The organism is Verrucosispora sp. CNZ293 (genome assembly GCF_002754655.1).
Genome location: NZ_PEFR01000001.1, coordinates 3,858,445 through 3,878,016, shown reverse-complemented (window position 1 = coordinate 3,878,016; position 19,572 = coordinate 3,858,445). Strand labels below are relative to the sequence as shown.

Below are 19,572 nucleotides of genomic sequence, written 5' to 3'. Positions count from 1 at the left end.
CAGGTCAACGGGGGCCCGGGGTGGGTCGCCGGTGGGCAGAGACGAGGAGCGCCAACCTTGGCAGAGCAACTTCGACTCATGGCCGTTCACGCGCACCCCGACGACGAGTCGAGCAAGGGCGCCGCGACGATGGCGAAGTACGTCGCCGAAGGGGTGGACGTACTGGTCGTGACGTGTACGGGCGGTGAGCGGGGCAGCGTGCTCAACCCCAAGCTCGACCGCCCCGACGTCTGGGCGAACATCGCCGAGATCCGGCGCGCGGAGATGGACGCGGCGCGCGCGATCCTCGGCATCGAGCAGGCGTGGCTGGGTTTCGTCGACTCCGGTCTGCCCGAGGGTGACCCGCTGCCGCCACTGCCCGAGGGCTGCTTCGCCCTCCAGGACGTGGAGGTGGCCGCCGGTCCGCTGGTGCGGTTGATGCGTGAGTTCCGGCCGCACGTCGTCACCACCTACGACGAAGAGGGTGGCTACCCGCACCCGGACCACATCATGTGCCACAAGATCAGCGTGGCGGCCTTCGACGCGGCCGGCGACGCCGAGCGCTACCCCGAGCTGGGTGCGCCGTGGCAGCCGCTCAAGCTCTACTACGACATCGGCTTCTCCAAGGGCAAGATCCTGGCGTTGCACGAGGCCGTCGTCGCCACCGGGGTCGAGTCGCCGTACGCGGAGTGGCTGACCCGCTGGGAGGACCGGCCGGACAAGGGTCCCCGGATCACCACCCGGGTGCCGTGCGCCGAGTACTTCCCGGTGCGCGACGACGCGCTGCGGGCGCACGCCACCCAGGTCGACCCGGACGGCTTCTGGTTCCAGGTGCCGATGGAGTTGCAGCAGCGTGCCTGGCCGACCGAGGATTTCGAGCTGGTCCGCTCCTCGGTCGACAGCCCGATGCCGGAGTCCGACCTGTTCGCGGGGGTACGGGGGACGGGCCATGCCCGCTGAGCGGGCACCGGGCTACCCTGGGCGCACACCGCGAACCGGAGGAATCCCATGCTGACCGCTGTCCAGGTGCTCGCCCAGAACAATTTCGGGGACACCCGCACGGGTGGTCTGGCCGGGCCGATGGGGCTGTTCCTCATCCTCGTCCTCGGTGCCGCGACCGTGCTGCTGATCCGGAACATGAACGCCCGGCTGCGCCGGCTCCCGGACCGTTTCCCCGGCCAGGAGCCCACCGCACCAGGCCCGGAGGCGATGGACCGCTCGGTCGGTGATCCGACAGGTGGGATCGTGACGGAGGATTCATCCACGGATGCCCCCAACGGGCACCAGCAGCACCGCGAGGGCTGATCGGAGCATGATTCACGCCGAACCGGATGGTCGACCCCTGTTGCGACCATCGGGTTTGGCTTAGCCTTCCGCCGGGGGGACCAGAAGTCCTCAAGCTGCGCGGGAGGGGGCGCTGATGACCACCGCTGTCATGTCCGCCCGCCGCGTGGCCTGTTCCAGGCCGGCGGGAGGGGGTCGGTGACCTCCGGCAGGGCCGGTCAACTGTTCGACCGGCCCCCGGGCCGTGGCACGTCGATCGGGTTGCACCTGCTCACCGCCGTCCTGGTGGGCACCGCGCTCGTCACCGCGGTCGTGGGGCTGAGCCTGCCGGTCGGGTTGCCGGCGGACGACCGGCTCGGCGGGCCCGCCCGGTTCGGTCTCGCGGTCGCCCTCTTCGCCCTGTCCCAACTGGCCCGGCTGCGATTCCGCGCCGCAGCCGGCGTGGTCAACGTCACCTGGGCCGAAGCCGCGCTGATCGTCTGCCTCTATCTGGTACCCCCCGGCTGGCTGCCGGCGGCCGCGCTGCTCGGCGTCACGCTCGCCTGGACGGCACTCTCGGCGGTGGACGAGGGCCGAACCACAGCCGACGTGCTCCGCGTAGCGGGCGCGCAGACCGCCGCAACCGCGCTGGCGGTGGCGGTCACCACCGCCCTGGGCCCGCCGATGCTGGCCACGCCGACCCCGTCACTCGCGCTCGCGGTGGCCGCCGGTGCCGCTGCCTACCTGCTGGCCGGCGCCGGGCTGGGCGCGATGATGCTGGCGCTGCGGCACGGCATGCCGATCGGGCGTCCGCTGCTCGCCGCGCTCCGCGGCAAGCTGCTGATGTTCGTCGGCAACGTGGTGGTCGGCCTGCTGGTGGTGGTGCTGATCGAGATCGACCCACGCTGGCTGCTGTTGCTGCCTGCTCCACTGTGGCTGTTGCAGCAGACGTACCGGCAACGGCTGCGGGAGGACCGCGATCGGCGTACCTGGCGATCCCTCGCCGAGGCCACGAACGCGCTCAACCAACTCGACGAGCGCGGCGTCGCCACGGCGGGTGTCACCGGGGCGCTGGCACTGTTCGAGGCCGAGACGGTCGACGTGGAGGTGGCCCGAGGCGACGGACGGTGGCGCCGCTACCGGGGCGACCCCGGCGGCCAGGTCGTCGACCGGGAGATCGCCCCGCCCGGCGATGACGAGCCCGACCCGGAGGAACTGGTCCGTGACCTGTCGGTCGGTGAGACCCGGGTGGGCCGCCTGCGGGTGCGGTTCCCCCGTACCGCGCCACCCACCGGACGGGAACGCGACGCCCACGCCGCCTTCGCCGACACCCTCGCGGCGGCACTGCACGATGCCGCCACCCACCGCGAGCTGCGTCTGGTCACCGCCCGCTCGTCGTACGAGGCGGTGCACGACCCGCTGACCGGCCTGGCCAACCGGGCGGCGATGCTCGGCAAGGGCGACCAGGCGTTGCGGCAGTTGGCCCACGACCATCCGGTCGCCCTGCTGCTGCTGGACATCGACCAGTTCAAGGAGGTCAACGACACCCTCGGGCATGCTGCCGGCGACCAGCTGCTGCGGTTGACCGCGAACCGGTTGGGCTCCCTGGCCCGCGCGGGCGACCTGCTGGCCCGCCTCGGTGGCGACGAGTTCGCCCTGCTGCTGAGTTCGGTCCCGGTGGTCGGTGACCGCGCCGCACCCATGGCGTACGCGCTGCGCCAGGCTCGGGACATCGCCGAGCGGCTGGCCGCGCCCACCGAGGTGGCCGGGGTGCGGATGTCCGTCGAGGTATCCGTCGGGGTGGTGGTGGCCCCAGCCGGTACCGCCGATCTGACCGAGCTGCTGCGCCGGGCCGACATCGCGATGTACCAGGCCAAGTCCGGTGGCGTCAGCGTGGCCGCGTACGACAGCTCACGCGACGCGGCCAGCACCGATCAGCTCGCCCTGCTCGCCGAGCTGCGGGAGGCGTTGCAGGCCGACGACCAACTGGTGCTCGTGTTGCAGCCGGCCGTGGACCTGGTCACCGGAGCACCGACCGGCGTGGAGGCGTTGATCCGTTGGCGGCATCCACGGCGTGGCTGGCTGGGGCCCGCCGACTTCATCCGGCCGGTGGAGAACAGCGAGCAGCTCGGCGCCTTCACCCGCTACGTGCTGGACAAGGCGCTGGCCGTGGCCGCCGGTTGGGCCCGGGAGGGCCTGGACGTCCCCATCTCGGTGAACCTTTCCGCGCGTAGCCTGCTGGATCCGCGGCTGCCGGCGGAGATCGCCGAGGCGCTGCGTCGACACCAGGTGCCAGCGGACCGGCTGGTCCTGGAGATCACCGAGACGGTGGTGATGAGCGAACTGGAGGTCATCGACCAGGTGCTCACCACGTTGCGGTCGATGGGCGTGCAGTTGGCTGTGGACGACTTCGGCACCGGCTTCTCGTCCCTGGCGTTCCTCGCCCGGGTCACTGTGGACGAGCTGAAGGTGGACCGCTCCTTCGTGCTCCAGATGGCCGACTCACCGGAGGCGGCGGCCATCGTACGCAGCACCGTCGGGTTGGCCCACCAGTTGGGCCTGCGGGTGGTGGCCGAGGGGGTGGAGACGGCCGCGCAACGCTCGGCGCTCGTCGAGCTGGGCTGCACCGCCGCCCAGGGCTACCACTTCTTCAAGCCGATGCCCGCCGACAAGATCGCCGCCGTTCTCGGCTCGCTACGCGACACCGCCCCCAACAACGTCCTCCCCCTCCGCGCCGACGGCGCCTCCTGACCACCCCGTCTCCGGGTTGATCAAAAAGTTTTGGGGTGGGGTGGATATGGTCGTCGGGTGAATCGACTTGCGGAGGCGACGAGCCCGTACCTGCTCCAGCACGCCGACAATCCGGTGGACTGGTGGCCCTGGTGTGACGAGGCGTTCGCCGAGGCGAAACGGCGCGACGTGCCGGTGCTGATCTCGGTCGGCTACTCGGCCTGCCACTGGTGCCACGTGATGGCGCACGAGTCGTTCGAGGACGAGGCGGTCGGCGCGCTGCTCAACGAGGGCTTCGTGTCGATCAAGGTGGACCGCGAGGAGCGGCCCGACGTGGACGCGGTCTACATGACCGCCACCCAGGCGATGACCGGTCAGGGCGGCTGGCCGATGACGGTCTTCGCCACCCCGGACGGCACCCCGTTCTTCTGCGGCACGTACTTCCCCCGGCCGAACTTCGTCCGGCTGCTGGAGTCGGTCGGGACCGCCTGGCGGGAGCAGCGCGACGCCGTGCTGCGCCAGGGCGCCGCCGTGGTGGAGGCGATCGGCGGCGCGCAGGCCGTCGGCGGTCCCACCGCGCCGCTAACCGCCGAGCTGCTCGACGCCGCCGCCGACCAGCTCGCCAAGGAGTACGACGAGGTCAACGGCGGTTTCGGCGGGGCACCGAAGTTTCCGCCGCACATGAACCTGCTCTTCCTGCTGCGCCACCACCAGCGCACCGGCTCGGCCCGGAGCCTGGAGATCGTCCGGCACACCTGCGAGGCGATGGCCCGAGGTGGCATCCACGACCAGCTCGCGGGCGGCTTCGCCAGGTACGCGGTGGACGGGCACTGGACCGTGCCGCACTTCGAGAAGATGCTCTACGACAACGCACTGCTGCTGCGGGTCTACACCCAGCTGTGGCGGCTCACCGGCGACGCGTTGGCGCTGCGGGTCGCCCGGGACACGGCCCGGTTCCTCGCCGACGAGCTGCACCGGCCCGAGCAGGGTTTCGCCTCGGCGCTGGACGCGGACACCGAGGGCGTCGAGGGTCTCACCTACGTCTGGACGCCCGCCGAGCTGGTCCAGGTGCTGGGCGAGGAGGACGGCCGGTGGGCCGCGGACCTCTTCGCGGTGACCGACACCGGCAGCTTCGAGCACGGCACCAGCGTGCTGCGACTGGCGCGCGACGTCGACGACGCCGATCCGGCGGTACGGGAGCGCTGGCAGGGAGTGGTCCGCCGGCTGCTGGCCGCCCGGGACAGCCGGCCCCAGCCGGCACGCGACGACAAGGTGGTGGCCGCCTGGAACGGTCTGGCGGTGACCGCGCTCGCCGAGTTCGTCCGACTTGTCGAGACCAGCGGTCGGATCGGCACCGAGGGCGAGGCGAACCTGCTGGAGGGGGTCACCATCGTCGCCGACGGGGCGATGCGGCACACCGCCGAGTACCTCGCCCGGGTGCACGTCGTCGACGGACGGTTGCGCCGCGCCTCCCGGGACGGCCGGGTCGGCGATCCGGCCGGCGTGCTTGAGGACTACGGCTGCGTGGCCGAGGCGTTCTGCGCCATGCACCAGGTCACCGGTGAAGGCCGCTGGCTGGAACTGGCCGGTCAGCTGCTCGACGTCGCGCTGGCACATTTCGCCGCGCCCGGCGGGGCGTTCCACGACACCGCCGACGACGCGGAGCAACTTGTCGCCCGGCCCGCCGACCCGACGGACAATGCCACTCCTTCCGGCCGGTCCGCGATCGTCGCGGCGCTTGTCGCGTACGCGGCGCTGACCGGGGAGAACCGCTACCGCGAGGCGGCGGAGGCGGCGGAGGCCACTGTCGCGCCGATCGTCGGGCGGCACGCCCGCTTCACCGGATACGCGGCCACCGCGGGCGAGGCGCTGCTCTCCGGGCCGTACGAGATCGCGGTGGCGACCGACGACCCGGCGGGTGATCCGCTGGTGGCGGCGGCGTACCGGCACGCCCCGCCCGGTGCGGTGATCGTCGTGGGCGCTCCGGACCAGCCGGGGATTCCGTTGCTCGCCGGCCGTCCGTTTGTCGACGGGCGGGCAGCCGCGTACGTCTGTCGGGGTTTCGTCTGCCAGCGTCCGGTCACCGGTGTCGAGGAGCTGGTGGAGCAGCTACGTTGAGCCGGATCCGCCGCAGGGTGCCGCGACCGGCCCGGATAGGCTGACGCCGCTATGGATTCCCGTACCGGTCTGCCCGTTGTCGGCATGGTGGGCGGCGGCCAACTGGCCCGGATGACCCACCAGGCCGCCATCTCCCTCGGCCAGTCGCTGCGTGTGCTCGCGCTCACCCCGGACGACGGCGCGGCCCTGGTCGCCGCCGATGTCCAGTACGGCGACCACGCCGACCTGGCCGCGCTGCGTACCTTCGCGAAGGGATGCGACGTGGTCACCTTCGATCACGAGCACGTCCCGACCGAGCACATCCGGGCCCTGACCGGCGAGGGGGTGAAGCTGTTCCCGCCCGCCCACGCGCTCGTGCACGCCCAGGACAAGCAGGTGATGCGGGAGCGGCTCGGCACCCTGGGCGCGCCGAACCCGCGTTGGCGACCTGTCACGTCCCCCGCTGATCTGGTCGCGTTCGGCGCGGAGGTCGGCTGGCCGGTCGTGGTCAAGGCCGCCCGTGGTGGGTACGACGGGCGGGGGGTCTGGCCGGCCACCGACCCGGCCGCGGCGGCCGAACTAGCGGACACACTGCTCGCCGGCGGCACCAAGCTGATCGTCGAGGAACGGGTGGCGCTGCGCCGGGAACTCGCCGTGCAGGTGGCGCGTTCGCCGTTCGGGCAGGTCGCGGTCTACCCGGTGGTCGAGACGGTGCAGCGCGACGGGATCTGCGTCGAGGTGCTGGCACCGGCTCCCGGCCTGGCCGAGGAACTGGCGGTCGCCGCGCAGCAGCTCGCCATCGACCTGGCCACCGAACTCGGCGTGGTGGGCCTGCTGGCCGTTGAGCTGTTCGAGGTGGCCGATCCGGCGGGGCCGGGCGGTAGCCGGCTGGTGGTCAACGAGCTGGCGATGCGTCCGCACAACTCGGGGCACTGGACCATCGAGGGGGCCCGGACGTCGCAGTTCGAGCAGCACCTGCGGGCAGTGCTGGACTACCCGATGGGCGACACCTCGTTGGCCGCTCCGGTGGTGGTGATGGCGAACGTGCTGGGCGGGCAGCCCGGCGGCATGTCGATCGACGAGCGGCTGCACCATCTCTTTGCCGCCGAGCCGACCGCGCGGGTTCACCTGTACGGCAAGCAGGTGCGCCCCGGCCGCAAGATCGGCCACGTCACGGTGCTCGGTGACGATCTGGACGAGGTGCGCGCCCGGGCTGCCCGGGCCGCCAACTTGCTGCGGGACGGAACAGCGGAGGAATGAGCAGCGTGAGCACGGTCGGTGTGATCATGGGGAGCGACTCGGACTGGCCGACGATGAAGGCCGCCGCCGAGGTGCTGGCCGAGTTCGAGGTGCCGTACGAGGTCGAGGTGGTTTCGGCGCACCGTACCCCGGTCAAGATGATCGACTACGGTCGGGCCGCTGCCGACCGTGGGCTCAAGGTGATAATCGCCGGAGCCGGCGGCGCGGCGGCCCTGCCCGGCATGGTCGCCTCGGTGACCCCACTGCCGGTGATCGGCGTACCGGTGCCGCTGAAGCACCTCGACGGCATCGACTCGCTGCTGTCGATCGTGCAGATGCCGGCCGGGGTGCCGGTGGCGACCGTGTCGATCGGCAACGCCCGCAACGCCGGGCTGCTCGCCGTCCGCATCCTCGCCACCGCTGACCGCGCGCTGCTCGACCGGATGTCGGCGTACCAGGCCGACCTGGAGCAGTTGGTCGCCGAGAAGGACGCCGCACTCCGCGCCTCCCTGGCCTAGCAAACACCCGTTCGCCTGCCGGCCTGCTCGCCTGCCGCCCATATGCTGCCAGCGCGGCCTCGTGTGCCGGCGCGGCCTTGCATGCCAGCGCGGCCTGCGTGTCAGCCCGTGTCTGCGTGCCAGCCTGTCCTTGCGTGCCGACCCGGTTCAGCGCATGCCGCGTAACGCCGTCTGCAGCCGTTCCTGGGCGCGGCGACGGCGTTCGTTGCTGGCGCCGAGAATCAGCAGCAGGAAGCCGACCGGGATCAGCGCCAGCCACGGTCCGAGGCTGAACAGCGCGTGCACGGCCGCGATCGCGGTGACCACCGCACCGACGATGACAGGTGCCTGCTGCTGGGTCATCGAGCCGAAGACCAGTACGGCGACCGCGCCGAGCAGCAGCAGCACCTGGCGCATCGTGCTCGAATCGGTGGCCAGCACGATCGCCAGGGTCGGCACGAAGGCGGCGAGCAGTGCCGGTCCGTACGCCACCCAGCTGCTCATATCGGTGCGCTGGCGCAGCTCCAGCACCCCGACGAGCAGGGCCAGCGCGGCGAACGGCAGCGTGTATGCCTCGGGCAGGGCCACGTCGGCGACCCGCATCAGGATCCACCAGGCGGTGATCTCGCAGAGCACCACCGCCCAGAACAGGATCCTTCGCTCCGTCGGCCGGCGTCCGGGTCGGGTCGCGGCGAGGCCGAGAACCGCACCCCAGGCGGCGAGCAGCGCGGCGATGTGCCGGGGCGAGTCGAAGGCCAGTGCCAGCGCGATGAGTGCTGCGGCATGTCCGCTCCACTCCACGGTCGCCGCCTCGCGACGTGCCTCGGGGCGGCGAAGCCGGGGCAGCGTGGCGGAGAAGACCTGCAACGCCGCGCCGACCGCCAGCACCCCGAACGCCGACCAGACCGGGGCGAGCCCGGCGACCAGGCCGGCGGTGAGCACGAACAGCTGCGCCATCAGTGAGGCGAACAGCCAGCCGAGCAGACGGGCCCGGGAGGTCAGGCCGTAGAGGGCGGCCACCAGCCCCACCCCGACCGCACCGCCGAGAGTGAACAGGGTCAGCTCCCGGGTGGCGAGGCTGCCGGCCAGGCCGGCTCCACCCGCTGCCAGTCCGATCACGAAGACCAGAACCCGGGCCAGCCGTAACGAGCGGGCCGGCTCCACCAGGGCCGGCGGTGGCGTCAGCGCCAGCCCCAGCATCGAGATGGTGAACACGGCCAGGGCCGACAGCGTGCTCGCCGGCCAGCCGCCGCCGAGCGCGATCGGGGCGATGAGCAGGGTGACGGCGGCGCCGGGCAGCACCACCGGCACGGCTCGGGACCGGCGTCCGCCACTGAACCCGGTGGCGGCCAGGGCCGCCGTCACGGTGAGCAGCAGCGCGGTGAGCACATGGGTCGGGTTGACCGCTGCCGGGGGCGGGTCGAGCAGAACCGCAGGTGGTCCCTGCCAGATCCGGCCGACCGTGCGGTGCGGGTCGGCGAGGGCCGCGACGAGCGCTGGGGCGATGGAGACCAGGGCCAGGACTGTCGGTAGGGCGGCGGCGGCCAGCGCACCGGCGGCCGGGCTCACCCGCCACCGGCGCCGGTTGTCGTCGGGCAGTCGACGCAGCGCACCGTCGAGCAGCACGGTCCAGCGGCGCACCGGTTGGGCCGCGCCGGCCGGCGGCTCGGTCGCCCCCCGCACCAGTTCCGCGAGCACCCCGAGCAGGGCCGCCGCTGCCGCGTAGACACCGACGGGCAACGCGACAGGTACGGCGGCGAGCGCTGTCACGCTCGCCCCGCCGACCACCCCGGCGCTGGCCCAGGGCAGATACTGGGGGACCTGCCGGCGGACCGTGGCCACCGCGGCCAGGCCGAGACTGGACGCGGCAAGGCCGGCGGTGAGCACCACCTGGGGGGCGTGGCCGAACTCGACGGCAAGGGCGGCGGTGGCACCCGGCAGCGCCAGCAGGGCCGCGCCCACGCCGGCGCCACCGATCTGCGCCAGGTGCGGCGGCATGCCCTCCGCCTCGATGTCCTCGACGAGCGGCTCGGCCATGTTGCGGGCCAGCACGGCCACCACCGCGCCGATCAGCGCGATGCTGCCCAGGGCCAGCGCGGTGGTCCACGGTCGTACCAGGCCGGCGCCGGCGGCGTGCAGCGCGACCACCCCGGCCACCGTGATCCGGGACAGTGCCGCCCGGGGCTCGATCGTGGCGACCGCGGCCATTCCGAAGATGGTGGCGACCATGCCGCCGATCAGGACCGGCGACCACCAGGACAGCTCGAACGCGGCGGGAGCGCCGATGGTGGCGAGTACGACCGCCACTCCGGCCACGTCGTATCGCCAGGGCGGTGGCAGCAGGATGCCCGCCGCGATCGCGAGCAGCACCAGGGCGATCGGGCCCTGCCAGGTCGTACCGCCGGTCGGCGCGGCCGGCCAACCGCTGAGGTCGCCGTTCCAGATCGGGCCGGGTGTGGCCAGCACGCCGACACCGCCGCGTAGCGCCATCCAGCCGGCGAGCAGCCCGATCAGCACCCCACCGATGGTGAGGCCGAGCACCGGCCCTCGGCGCCACTCCTCGGGCATCGCCCGGGCCGCCACGGCTACCACCAGGACCAGTGCGGCGGCGACGGCGAGCTGCCCGGCCGGTGCGAGTACCGTGCCGATCCGCAGCAGAGTGGCGACAAGCGCGGCGGTCACCGCGGCGGCTGCCAGGTCGGAGCCGTCCAGGGAGAGATCGGAGCGGCGACCGGTGTCGATCGAGGGGGCCAGGAACAGCAGCACTGCGGAGACCAGTAGCAGGGCGCTGACCCAGGCGTCCGCCACGGTGGCGCCCGGTGAGCCGAATCCGGCCGCGGCGACCACCAACGCGCCCAGGCCGGTGCCCACCGACAGCGGTACCGGGATCTGGCGTTGCGACACCTGCACGATGGCGGCGTAGCCGAGCGTGACGCAGACGGCGAGGAAGCTCGCCGCGAGCACCGGCACGGTCGCCTCGCGCAGGCTCGCCGGGGTGGGCGTGGCGTCGACCGGGAGGGTGGCCGCGACGAAGGCGGCCACCGCGCCGGGGAGGGCGAAGGCGGCACCTCCGGCAGCCCAGGCCGAGACGGTGTCCGCAGCCGCCGGGGCGAGCCGGATCCGGGGGGTGGCGGCGATCAGCGCACCGGCCACGACGACTGTGAGCAGCACCGCGGCGGTCAACGCCGGCCGGGCGAGGGCCGCCCCGGCACCGGCGAGCCCGACCACGGCGGCGGCCACCGCGTGCGCCAGCGCGGCGCGAGGGGTACGGGCGGAGAGGCCGGCCGCTCCGATACCGATCGCGGTCAGCACCATCGGCCACGGCGCCCATGCCCAGGCCAGTCCGAAGGCGGCCGGTACGGCCAGCGCGGTGAGCGCCGCGCCGGTCACCGCGAACTCGCGTCGGATCTCCGGCGGCAGGGCCAGCACCGCGGCCACGGTCAACAGGAAGGCGCTGGCGGCGAGCTGCCAGGCGGCCGGTCCCACGGCGGCGGCCAGCTCGGCCGGGTACCGGTCGAGGTCCGCCGCCCAGGCCGGCAGCGCGGCCTGGATCGGGGCGATCCCGGCGCGCAACGCGCTGCCGGCGACCACCACCCCGCTGACCGTAAGCGCCACCGCGGAGGCCAGCTGCGGGCCCCGCCGGGCGGATTCGGGTACCGCCCGGACGGCGAGCCCGGTGGCCGTGATTACCAGCGCGATCAGCAGCAGGGCGCGGCCCGGAAGTGCCACCGAGGCGACCCGACCCAGGGCGCCGATGACGGCGAGGGTGAACACGCCAGCGCCCAGGTCGGGCAGGGGCGGACGGCGGAGCACGAGCGTCCCGGCCAGGCAGACCGTGGCGGCGAGGAGCAGCACCAGCCCGGTGCCGGCCGCGCCCGGCACGGTGGTGGTCCGCAGCAGGGCGGTCACCGCGTACGCCAGGGCGACGGCGACCGCCACCCCGTGCAGCGCCCAGGTCAGTTCCCGCAGCCCCGGCACCGGTCGGGTCGGTGCGGTCGCGGCGCTGCCGACGGTGAGGTCCAGCAGCTCACCGCCCTCCTCCGGGGCCGCCTCCGGCCTGCCGTCGGTCGGGTTCTCCTCGGTCGAACGCTGCCGGGGCGCGCTCGGCCGGCCGGAGTCGGCCACCGCGTCGGTGAGCGGCTGCTCCACGGTGACCGGGGAACGGGCCAGCCACAGGTCGAGCAACGCGACAACTGTCAGCACCAGGGCCCAGCCGGCCGGGCCGGTGATCCGGTCGTACGCCAGCAGTGGCACCACCGGCTGGGCGGCCAGCACGGCGGCGAACCGGGGCGCGCGCAGCCTGGTCCACCCGGCGTAGCCGACCGAGACGGCGGCGGTGACCGCGAAGATCACTCCGGCGAAAACCGCTCCGGAGGCGCCGCCGTTGCCGATCCGGTCCACCGCCCAGAGGGCGTACCCGGTCAGGGGCACCAGGAGCAGACCCACAGCCGCGATGGTCTCGGCCGTGGAGGTCAGTCCGCGCCGGACCAGCACCGGCGGAGCGAGCAGCATGAGGACTGTCGCCAGCAGCAGGATGCCGAGGCGGGCCAGCGCGTCCATCGAGCTGGTGGCGACCACGGCGAACACCACGGCGGCGACGCCGAGCAGCAGCGCGCCGAGGCCGAGCGGGATGTTCTGGACCTCCCGGGAGGACGCCTCCGGCGGGTGCTCAGGGTCGTCGACGTCCAGCCAGACAGGTTCGGTAGGTGGTGGTGGCGGATCCTGGTCGCCGGCGGCGGCGCCCTGCCGGGGCACCCGGGGCGGCGCGGTGGCGCCGTCGCGGGGCGGCGAGGCACCCTCGGACGTGGGGCGGCGTGGCGGACGACGGCGCAGCACACGGCGGGGACGGGTGGCCTGCCGGAGCCGTTCGTCACCCTGACTGCCGGCGTGCGAGAGGATGTCCCGCTGGAAGAGCGCCGCCTGCATCTTCGCGGCGAGTTGCCGTTGTTCCCGGGCGATGGCGGCCTCGCGGGCCTTCAACTCCGCGATCGAGCGTTCGATCTCCGCCAGGTGCTCGGACCACTGTGGTTGATGCGCACCACAGTGCGGGCAGCGAACCGCCGGCTTGATCTCCCGGCCGCACGAAGGGCACTGAAAGTTCGCCACGACACCCCTCCACCCGCACTGTGGATTCCCACTGTCGCAGCATGCCCAAAGCGGGCCGGGAATTCGACAGTTGTCGGCGGGTCAAGCGCCAATATCACCGGAGAACGCGATCATGGCCGCCCCATGCCCCGGTACTCCCAGCCGGCCTGGGTCCACAGTGCCGGGTCGAGGCAGTTGCGGGCGTCGACCACGCGGCGGCCGGCGACGAGGTCACCGAGGAGGCCGGGGTCGGCGTTGCGGAAGTCGGCCCATTCGGTGAGGACGCAGACCAGGTCGGCGCCGGTGACCGCCTCGGCGATGTCGGATTCGTAGGTGAGTTCCGGTACGGCCCGGCGGGCGTTGTCCATGCCCTGCGGGTCGTAGACGTGGACGTCGGCGCCGGCCTTGTGGAGCAGGGCGGCGACGGCGAGGGCGGGGGCGTCGCGTACGTCGTCGGTGTTGGGTTTGAAGGTGGCGCCGAGCACGGCGATCCGGGTGCCGGACAGGTCCGGGCCGGCCGGCCCGGAGCGACGGCCGAGCAGGTCGGCGGCGAGTTGCAGGACGCGGGTGCGGCGACGCAAATTGATCAGGTCGACCTCGTGCAGGAAGCGCAGCGCCTCGCCGGCGCCGAGTTCCTGGGCGCGGGCCTGGAAGGCGCGGATGTCCTTGGGCAGGCAGGCGCCGCCGAAGCCGAGCCCGGCCTGGAGGAAGCGGTTGCCGATGCGGGGGTCGTAGCCGATGGCGCGGGCGAGCTGGGTGACGTCACCGCCGGAGGCCTCGCAGACCTCGGCCATGGCGTTGATGAAAGAGATCTTGGTGGCGAGGAAGGCGTTCGCGGCGACCTTCACCAGCTCGGCGGTGGAAAAGTCGGTGACCACCAGAGGCACCTCGCGGTCCTCGGTGGCGGCCAGGTCGAACACGCCCTTGTGGGCGGCGTAGAGCATGCCGTTGGCCCATTCGCTCTTGACGCCAACCACGATGCGGTTGGGTCGGAGCACGTCGTCGACGGCGAAGCCCTCCTGGAGGAACTCCGGGCTCCAGGCCACCTCGACGCCGAGGTCGGCGGGGCTGTGCTTGCCGACGAGCTGCTCCACCCACTCGGCGGTGCCGACCGGGACCGTGGACTTGCCGACGATGAGGGCCTTGCGGGTCAGGTGCTGGGCCAGGCCGGTGACCGACGCCTCGACGTACGACAGGTCGGCGCCCATCCCGTCGGCCCGCTGAGGGGTCCCGACGCAGATGAAGTGCACGTCACCGAAGTCGGCGGTCTCGGCGATGTCGGTGCTGAAACGCAGCCGGCCGGCGGCCAGGTTGCGCCGCAGCAGTTCGTCGAGGCCAGGCTCGTGGATCGGCACCTCACCGGCGTTCAGCTTGGCGATCTTGTCTGCGTCGACGTCGAACCCGAGCACCTCGTAGCCGAGTTCGGCGTAACAGATGGCGTAGGTAGCGCCAAGGTAGCCGGTGCCCAGGAAGGTCACCCGCGGCCGGGACGCGCCCGAGGGGGGCGTGACCGCCGCGATGGCGGGCACCGGCTGGGTGTTCGGGTACGGGATGGTCACGCGTGTCTTCTCCGCTCGCACTGGCGCCGCGTGGTTGCGTCGCGTTCCGCTGCGGCGCCAGGGCAGGGCGCCGGAGAGGTGGTTCGTCTGCTGGGTTCCATCATCGCCGAGCGGCATCGGGGCGTCGTCATCGCCCAGCCTACGCGCCGGTAACATCACCTGAACTGTGGTCGTTATCCTTCAGTCTGCGCGGTGGGCGTCCAGGTGACGCTACAGACTGCGCATGATAGCGGTGAAGGGGAGGAGCTGACATGGCCGCAGAGCAGTCGTTCGACGCGTACCGCCTGCCCGAGGAGCACGAGGCGATCCGGGAAGCGGTCCGTGAGGTCTGTGCGGCCAAGGTGGCTCCGCACGCCGCCGAGGCGGATGAGACGGGTGAGTTCCCGAAGGCGTCGTACGACGCGCTACGTGCCGCCGACTTCCACGCCCCGCACATCCCGGTCGAGTACGGCGGTGCCGGCGCGGACGCGCTGGCCACGGCGATCGTGATCGAGGAGGTTGCCCGGGCCTGCGCCTCGTCGTCGCTGATCCCGGCGGTGAACAAGCTGGGCACCATGCCGCTGCTGCTGGCCGGCTCCGACGAGCTCAAGCGCCGCTACCTGACGCCGGTCGCCAGCGGTGAGGCGATGTTCTCGTACTGTCTGTCGGAGCCGGAGGCCGGCAGCGACGCGGCGGCGATGACCACCCGGGCGGTACGTGACGGCGATCACTGGGTGCTCAACGGTGTGAAGCGTTGGATCACAAACGCCGGCGTCTCGGAGTTCTACACCGTCTTCGCGACGACCGACCCCACCGCCCGGTCCCGGGGCATCTCCGCCTTCGTGGTCGAGAAGTCCGACTCGGGGGTGAGCTTCGGCGCGCCGGAGAAGAAGCTGGGCATCAAGGGTTCGCCGACCCGCGAGGTCTACCTGGACAACGTGCGGATCCCGGCGGACCGGATGATCGGCGCCGAGGGCACCGGCTTCGCCACCGCGATGAAGACCCTGGACCACACCCGGGTCACCATCGCCGCGCAGGCCGTCGGCATCGCGCAGGGCGCGCTCGACTACGCCAAGGGGTACGTCGCCGAGCGCAGGCAGTTCGGCAAGGCGGTCGCCGAGTTCCAGGGCGTGCAGTTCATGCTCGCCGACATGGGGATGAAGCTTGAGGCGGCCCGGCAGTTGACGTACGCGGCGGCCGGCCGGTCCGAGCGCGGCGACGCCGACCTGACGTACTTCGGTGCGGCGGCCAAGTGCTTCGCCTCGGACGCCGCGATGGAGATCACCACCGACGCGGTGCAGTTGCTCGGTGGGTACGGCTACACCCGCGACTACCCCGTCGAGCGGATGATGCGTGACGCCAAGATCACCCAGATCTACGAGGGTACGAACCAGGTGCAGCGCATCGTGATGGCCCGCCAACTGCTCAAGGGCTGACCGCCCGCACGGACGCCCACCGTCACCTCCGCCCGACGACCACGGGCGGAGGTGACGGTCGGTGGTACCGGGGTCAGTTGGTGGCGTCGTCGCGTCGGGGCAGGTTGCCCGGTGGTGCCGACCAGGGCGACCCGCCGCCGGTCCGCCGGGGCAGCGGCTCGGTGGGCGTCGTATCCGGATCCGGATAGCCCAGGCTCAGTGGCGCGGTGTCACCTTCCGATGACGGAGTAGGTGACCAGTCGGTCAACGTCGGCTCCGACATCGACGCGTCAGGTGCCCCCGCCGGCTGCGGCACCGGGGCCGGCCAGCGTCGCCAGCGTTGCCCGCTGAACGTCGCGATCAGCAGCAGCACGCCGATCAGGAAGAGCGTTCCGTTCTCCACCGGCTGCCCCAGCGGCAGCGGGTCGCCGAGGAAGCCCCAGTCGGACGGGATCCGTTCGCGTACCCGGAACGGCGCGATGAACAGTCCGACGTACGGGGTGACCAGTAGCAGTCCAGCCACCAGCGGGCCGAGCGGTGAGATGCGCAGCGTGCCGAGCAGGCCCAGCACGATGCCACCGACAGCGAGATATACGGCCGGTTCGATGAGGTTGGCCGTGTTGGACGTGCCGATCTCCACCCACCTGTTGACGGTGTCGGCCGACCCGTCCTGACCGAGGGTGACCAGCACCCACGTGACCGGCACCACCACCAGCCCTGCGAGGAAGCTCCACAGATGTCGCATCCGCGCACCGTACCGTTTCCGACATGACCGAGCACCCCGCCACTGCCCTGCCGGGCAAACCGACCTCGTACTCCCGGGTAACCCTCAGTCGGATCATGACCGCAGTGGATGTGAACCTGTACGGAACGGTGCACGGTGGGGTGCTTATGAAGTTCGTCGACGACGTGGCCGGCGCGGCGGCGGCGCGGCACAGCGGCGGTACCGCGGTGACCGCCGCGATCGACGAGATCGTCTTCTCCGAGGCGGTCCGGGTGGGCGACCTGGTGCACGCGTACGCCCAGGTGAACTGGACCGGGCAGACCTCGATGGAAGTCGGCGTACGGGTGATGGCCGAGCGCTGGGACTCGGCCGACGAGTTGCCGGTGCGGGTGGCCACCGCGTACCTCGTCTTCGTCGGGGTCGAGGTGGGCGGCGCACCCCGGCCGGTGCGTCCGGTCCTGCCGGAGACGCCGGAGGACGAGCGACGGTGGCGCGAGGCCGAGATCCGCCGCGCGCACCGACTGGCCCGCCGTCGCGCGATCCAGGCGGCCCGCAGCGAAGCCTGAGGCGCCGCTGCGGTACCGGCCGCGCGCCTCCATGCGTCACGGCCACACCCCTCGGCTGCGGGGGATGTGGGGTGGGCACATGCGTCTGCCGGGCTCGGGTGCGGAGAATGGCGCTTCGAGGTAGGGCAAGATGGCGCCACGGCCCACCGCACAGCGTCGTGCCGGGCCAGGGGAGGAGTGGACCAGTGACGGACGTGCTGTGGACGCCACCGGCGGACGTGCTCCAGCGGTCGCGGATCGGGGCTTACCTGCGTTGGCTCGCCGAGCACCGGGGGTTGACGTTCGCCGACTACGACGCCCTGTGGCGATGGTCGGTCACCGACCTGGACGCCTTCTGGCGGTCGATCTGGGACCACTTCGGCGTCGTCGCGCACACCCCGCCGACCGCCACTCTGGCCGACCGGGGCATGCCGGGCGCCAGGTGGTTCCCCGGCGCCACCCTGAACTACGCCGAGAACGTGCTCCGGATGCCGGGCCGGACCGACGACGAGCCGGTGGTCGTGGCGCACGGGCAGACCCGCGAGCCGGTCACCCTCACCGCCGGGCAGTTGCGCGAGCAGGTCCGGCGGGTCGCCGCCGGACTGCGCCGGCTCGGGGTCACCACCGGCGACCGGGTGGCCGCGTACGCGCCGAACATCCCCGAGACGTACGTGCTGATGCTGGCCACCGCCAGCCTCGGTGCCATCTTCTCCTCCTGCGCGCCGGAGTTCGGCACCCGCAGTGTCACCGACCGCTGGCAGCAGATCGAGCCGAAGATCCTGGTCGCCGTCGACGGCTACCGCTACGGCGACAAGCCGGTGGACCGGCGTGCCGAGGTGGCCGCGATCCGGGCCGCGCTGCCCTCGCTGCGGCACACCGTGTCGATTCCCTACCTCGACCCCGGGGACTCGCCGGCTGACGGGGCACTGGCCTGGGCAGAGCTGGCGGCCGAGACCGGCGAACCGCTGGCCTTCACCCCGGTGCCGTTCGACCATCCGCTGTACGTGCTCTACTCCTCCGGCACCACCGGGCTGCCCAAACCCATCGTGCACGGGCACGGCGGCATCCTGCTGGAGCATCTGAAGATGCTCGCCCTGCACCACGACCTGGGCCCGGCGGACCGGTTCTTCTGGTTCACCACCACCGGCTGGATGATGTGGAACTTCCTGGTCTCCGGGCCGGCGGTGGGCGCGACGATCGTGTTGTTCGACGGCAACCCAGGTCATCCCGACCTGGGCGCGATGTGGCGACTCGCCGAGCAGACCGGCACCACGTACTTCGGCACCTCAGCGCCGTTCCTGCTGGCCTGCCGCAAGGCCGGCCTGGTCCCGGGCGAGATCGCCGACCTCGCCGCGCTGCGCGGGCTCGGCTCCACCGGCGCGCCACTGCCCGCCGAGGGCTTCACCTGGGTGTACGACACGGTGGGCAGCGACCTTCAGCTCCAGTCGCTGTCCGGCGGCACCGACGTCTGCACGGGCTTCGTCGGCGGTGTTCCGCTGTTGCCCGTGCACGCCGGTGAGATCACCTGCCGGGCGCTGGGTGCCAAGGTGGAGGCCCGCTCGCCCGACGGCACCCCGGTGATCGGGGAGCTGGGCGAGCTGGTGATCACCGAGCCGATGCCGAGCATGCCCGTGGGTTTCTGGAACGACCCGGACGGCGTCCGTTACCGGGAGGCGTACTTCGACGTCTATCCCGGGGTGTGGCGACACGGCGACTGGATCACCATCAACTCGCGGGGCGGGTGCGTCATCACCGGCCGCTCCGACGCCACCCTCAACCGGGGCGGGGTAAGGCTCGGCACCGCCGAGTTCTACTCCGTGGTGGAAGGGCTTGACGAGGTCGTCGACTCGGTGGTGGTGCACCTGGAGGACGACGAGGGCGGCGCCGGTGAGCTGCTGCTGTTCGTGGTGCTCGCCGACGGGCTCTCCCTCGACGACGAGCTGCGGAAGAAAATCTGTCGCGAGCTGCGTACCGCCTTGTCCCCCCGGCACGTCCCCGACGAGATCCACCAGGTCCGGGCGGTCCCACGCACCCTGTCGGCGAAGAAGCTCGAGGTGCCGGTAAAGAAGATCCTCACCGGCACCCCTGTCGACCAGGCCGCCGCCAAGGGCGCCCTCGCCAACCCCGATTCCCTGGCCGCCTTCGCCACCCTGGCCCAACACCGCGCCCCGACCCACCCCGCCCGCTGAATCAGCCGGACCCCGACGGGCCCTGTGGCTGGGCGTCACTGAGCGTGCCCTCGCCGGCCCACCGACCCATACCCCTTCGCATCCTTTGCTCTGCTTCAACCCACGCAACAGTCACTCTCCGCAGTGTCTCGCGCCCGCCGGCCTCCCGCGCCCGCCGCGTCGACCCAGCTCAGGCGGTTGTGCGTCGGTTGAAGCAGAGCAAAGCGTGGAAGTGGGTTGGTCTGCTCGCGTCAGGGGGGCGACTATGGGTGACTATCGCTAGGGTGATGGT

Annotated in this window: 12 protein-coding genes; 9 read left to right on the top strand and 3 right to left on the bottom strand. The window is 72.3% G+C overall.

From position 1 onward, the window contains the following. The first annotated feature begins 57 nt into the window (after positions 1–57). The 6 genes from mca (at position 58) to purE (ending at position 7,826) form a co-directional block, all read left to right on the top strand. Positions 58–939: a mycothiol conjugate amidase Mca gene (gene mca / locus CLT74_RS17540; protein ID WP_099847503.1), complete on the top strand. Its 882-nt coding sequence runs from the start codon at positions 58–60 to the stop codon at positions 937–939. A gap of 48 nt (positions 940–987) precedes the next feature. After that, positions 988–1,284, top strand: a complete 297-nt coding sequence (locus tag CLT74_RS17535) for a hypothetical protein (RefSeq protein WP_099847502.1) — start codon at positions 988–990, stop codon at positions 1,282–1,284. A gap of 201 nt (positions 1,285–1,485) precedes the next feature. Beyond that, positions 1,486–3,993, top strand: a complete 2,508-nt coding sequence (locus CLT74_RS17530; RefSeq protein WP_486582739.1) for a putative bifunctional diguanylate cyclase/phosphodiesterase — start codon at positions 1,486–1,488, stop codon at positions 3,991–3,993. A 57-nt stretch (positions 3,994–4,050) separates the two neighbouring features. Next, entirely contained in the window at positions 4,051–6,090 is a 2,040-nt protein-coding gene (locus CLT74_RS17525; RefSeq protein WP_099847500.1) for a thioredoxin domain-containing protein, read from the top strand. A 51-nt stretch (positions 6,091–6,141) separates the two neighbouring features. After that, the gene (locus CLT74_RS17520; RefSeq protein ID WP_099847499.1) at positions 6,142–7,329 is read left to right on the top strand and encodes a 5-(carboxyamino)imidazole ribonucleotide synthase; all 1,188 of its coding nucleotides are present in this window, start codon (positions 6,142–6,144) and stop codon (positions 7,327–7,329) included. Between the two features lie 5 nt (positions 7,330–7,334). Further along, entirely contained in the window at positions 7,335–7,826 is a 492-nt protein-coding gene (gene purE / locus CLT74_RS17515; RefSeq protein WP_099852231.1) for a 5-(carboxyamino)imidazole ribonucleotide mutase, read from the top strand. A 147-nt stretch (positions 7,827–7,973) separates the two neighbouring features. Here purE and CLT74_RS17510 read toward each other — a convergent pair whose 3' ends face one another. Further along, positions 7,974–12,911, bottom strand: coding sequence for an SCO7613 C-terminal domain-containing membrane protein (locus CLT74_RS17510; RefSeq protein ID WP_099847498.1), 4,938 nt, complete (start codon positions 12,909–12,911; stop codon positions 7,974–7,976). Between the two features lie 110 nt (positions 12,912–13,021). After that, the gene (locus CLT74_RS17505; protein ID WP_099852229.1) at positions 13,022–14,449 is read right to left on the bottom strand and encodes a UDP-glucose dehydrogenase family protein; all 1,428 of its coding nucleotides are present in this window, start codon (positions 14,447–14,449) and stop codon (positions 13,022–13,024) included. A gap of 251 nt (positions 14,450–14,700) precedes the next feature. Between CLT74_RS17505 and CLT74_RS17500 the strand changes: the two genes are divergently transcribed. Continuing rightward, entirely contained in the window at positions 14,701–15,864 is a 1,164-nt protein-coding gene (locus CLT74_RS17500; RefSeq protein WP_099847497.1) for an acyl-CoA dehydrogenase family protein, read from the top strand. A 73-nt stretch (positions 15,865–15,937) separates the two neighbouring features. Here CLT74_RS17500 and CLT74_RS17495 read toward each other — a convergent pair whose 3' ends face one another. Next, complete coding sequence (locus tag CLT74_RS17495; protein ID WP_099847496.1) at positions 15,938–16,588, bottom strand: hypothetical protein; 651 nt, start codon at positions 16,586–16,588, stop codon at positions 15,938–15,940. Positions 16,589–16,611: 23 nt separating this feature from the next. Between CLT74_RS17495 and CLT74_RS17490 the strand changes: the two genes are divergently transcribed. Further along, a complete protein-coding gene (locus CLT74_RS17490) occupies positions 16,612–17,133 on the top strand; it encodes a hotdog domain-containing protein (protein ID WP_099847495.1) in 522 nt (173 codons plus the stop codon). Between the two features lie 185 nt (positions 17,134–17,318). Beyond that, complete coding sequence (locus CLT74_RS17485; RefSeq protein WP_099847494.1) at positions 17,319–19,301, top strand: acetoacetate--CoA ligase; 1,983 nt, start codon at positions 17,319–17,321, stop codon at positions 19,299–19,301. Positions 19,302–19,572: the final 271 nt, after the last annotated feature.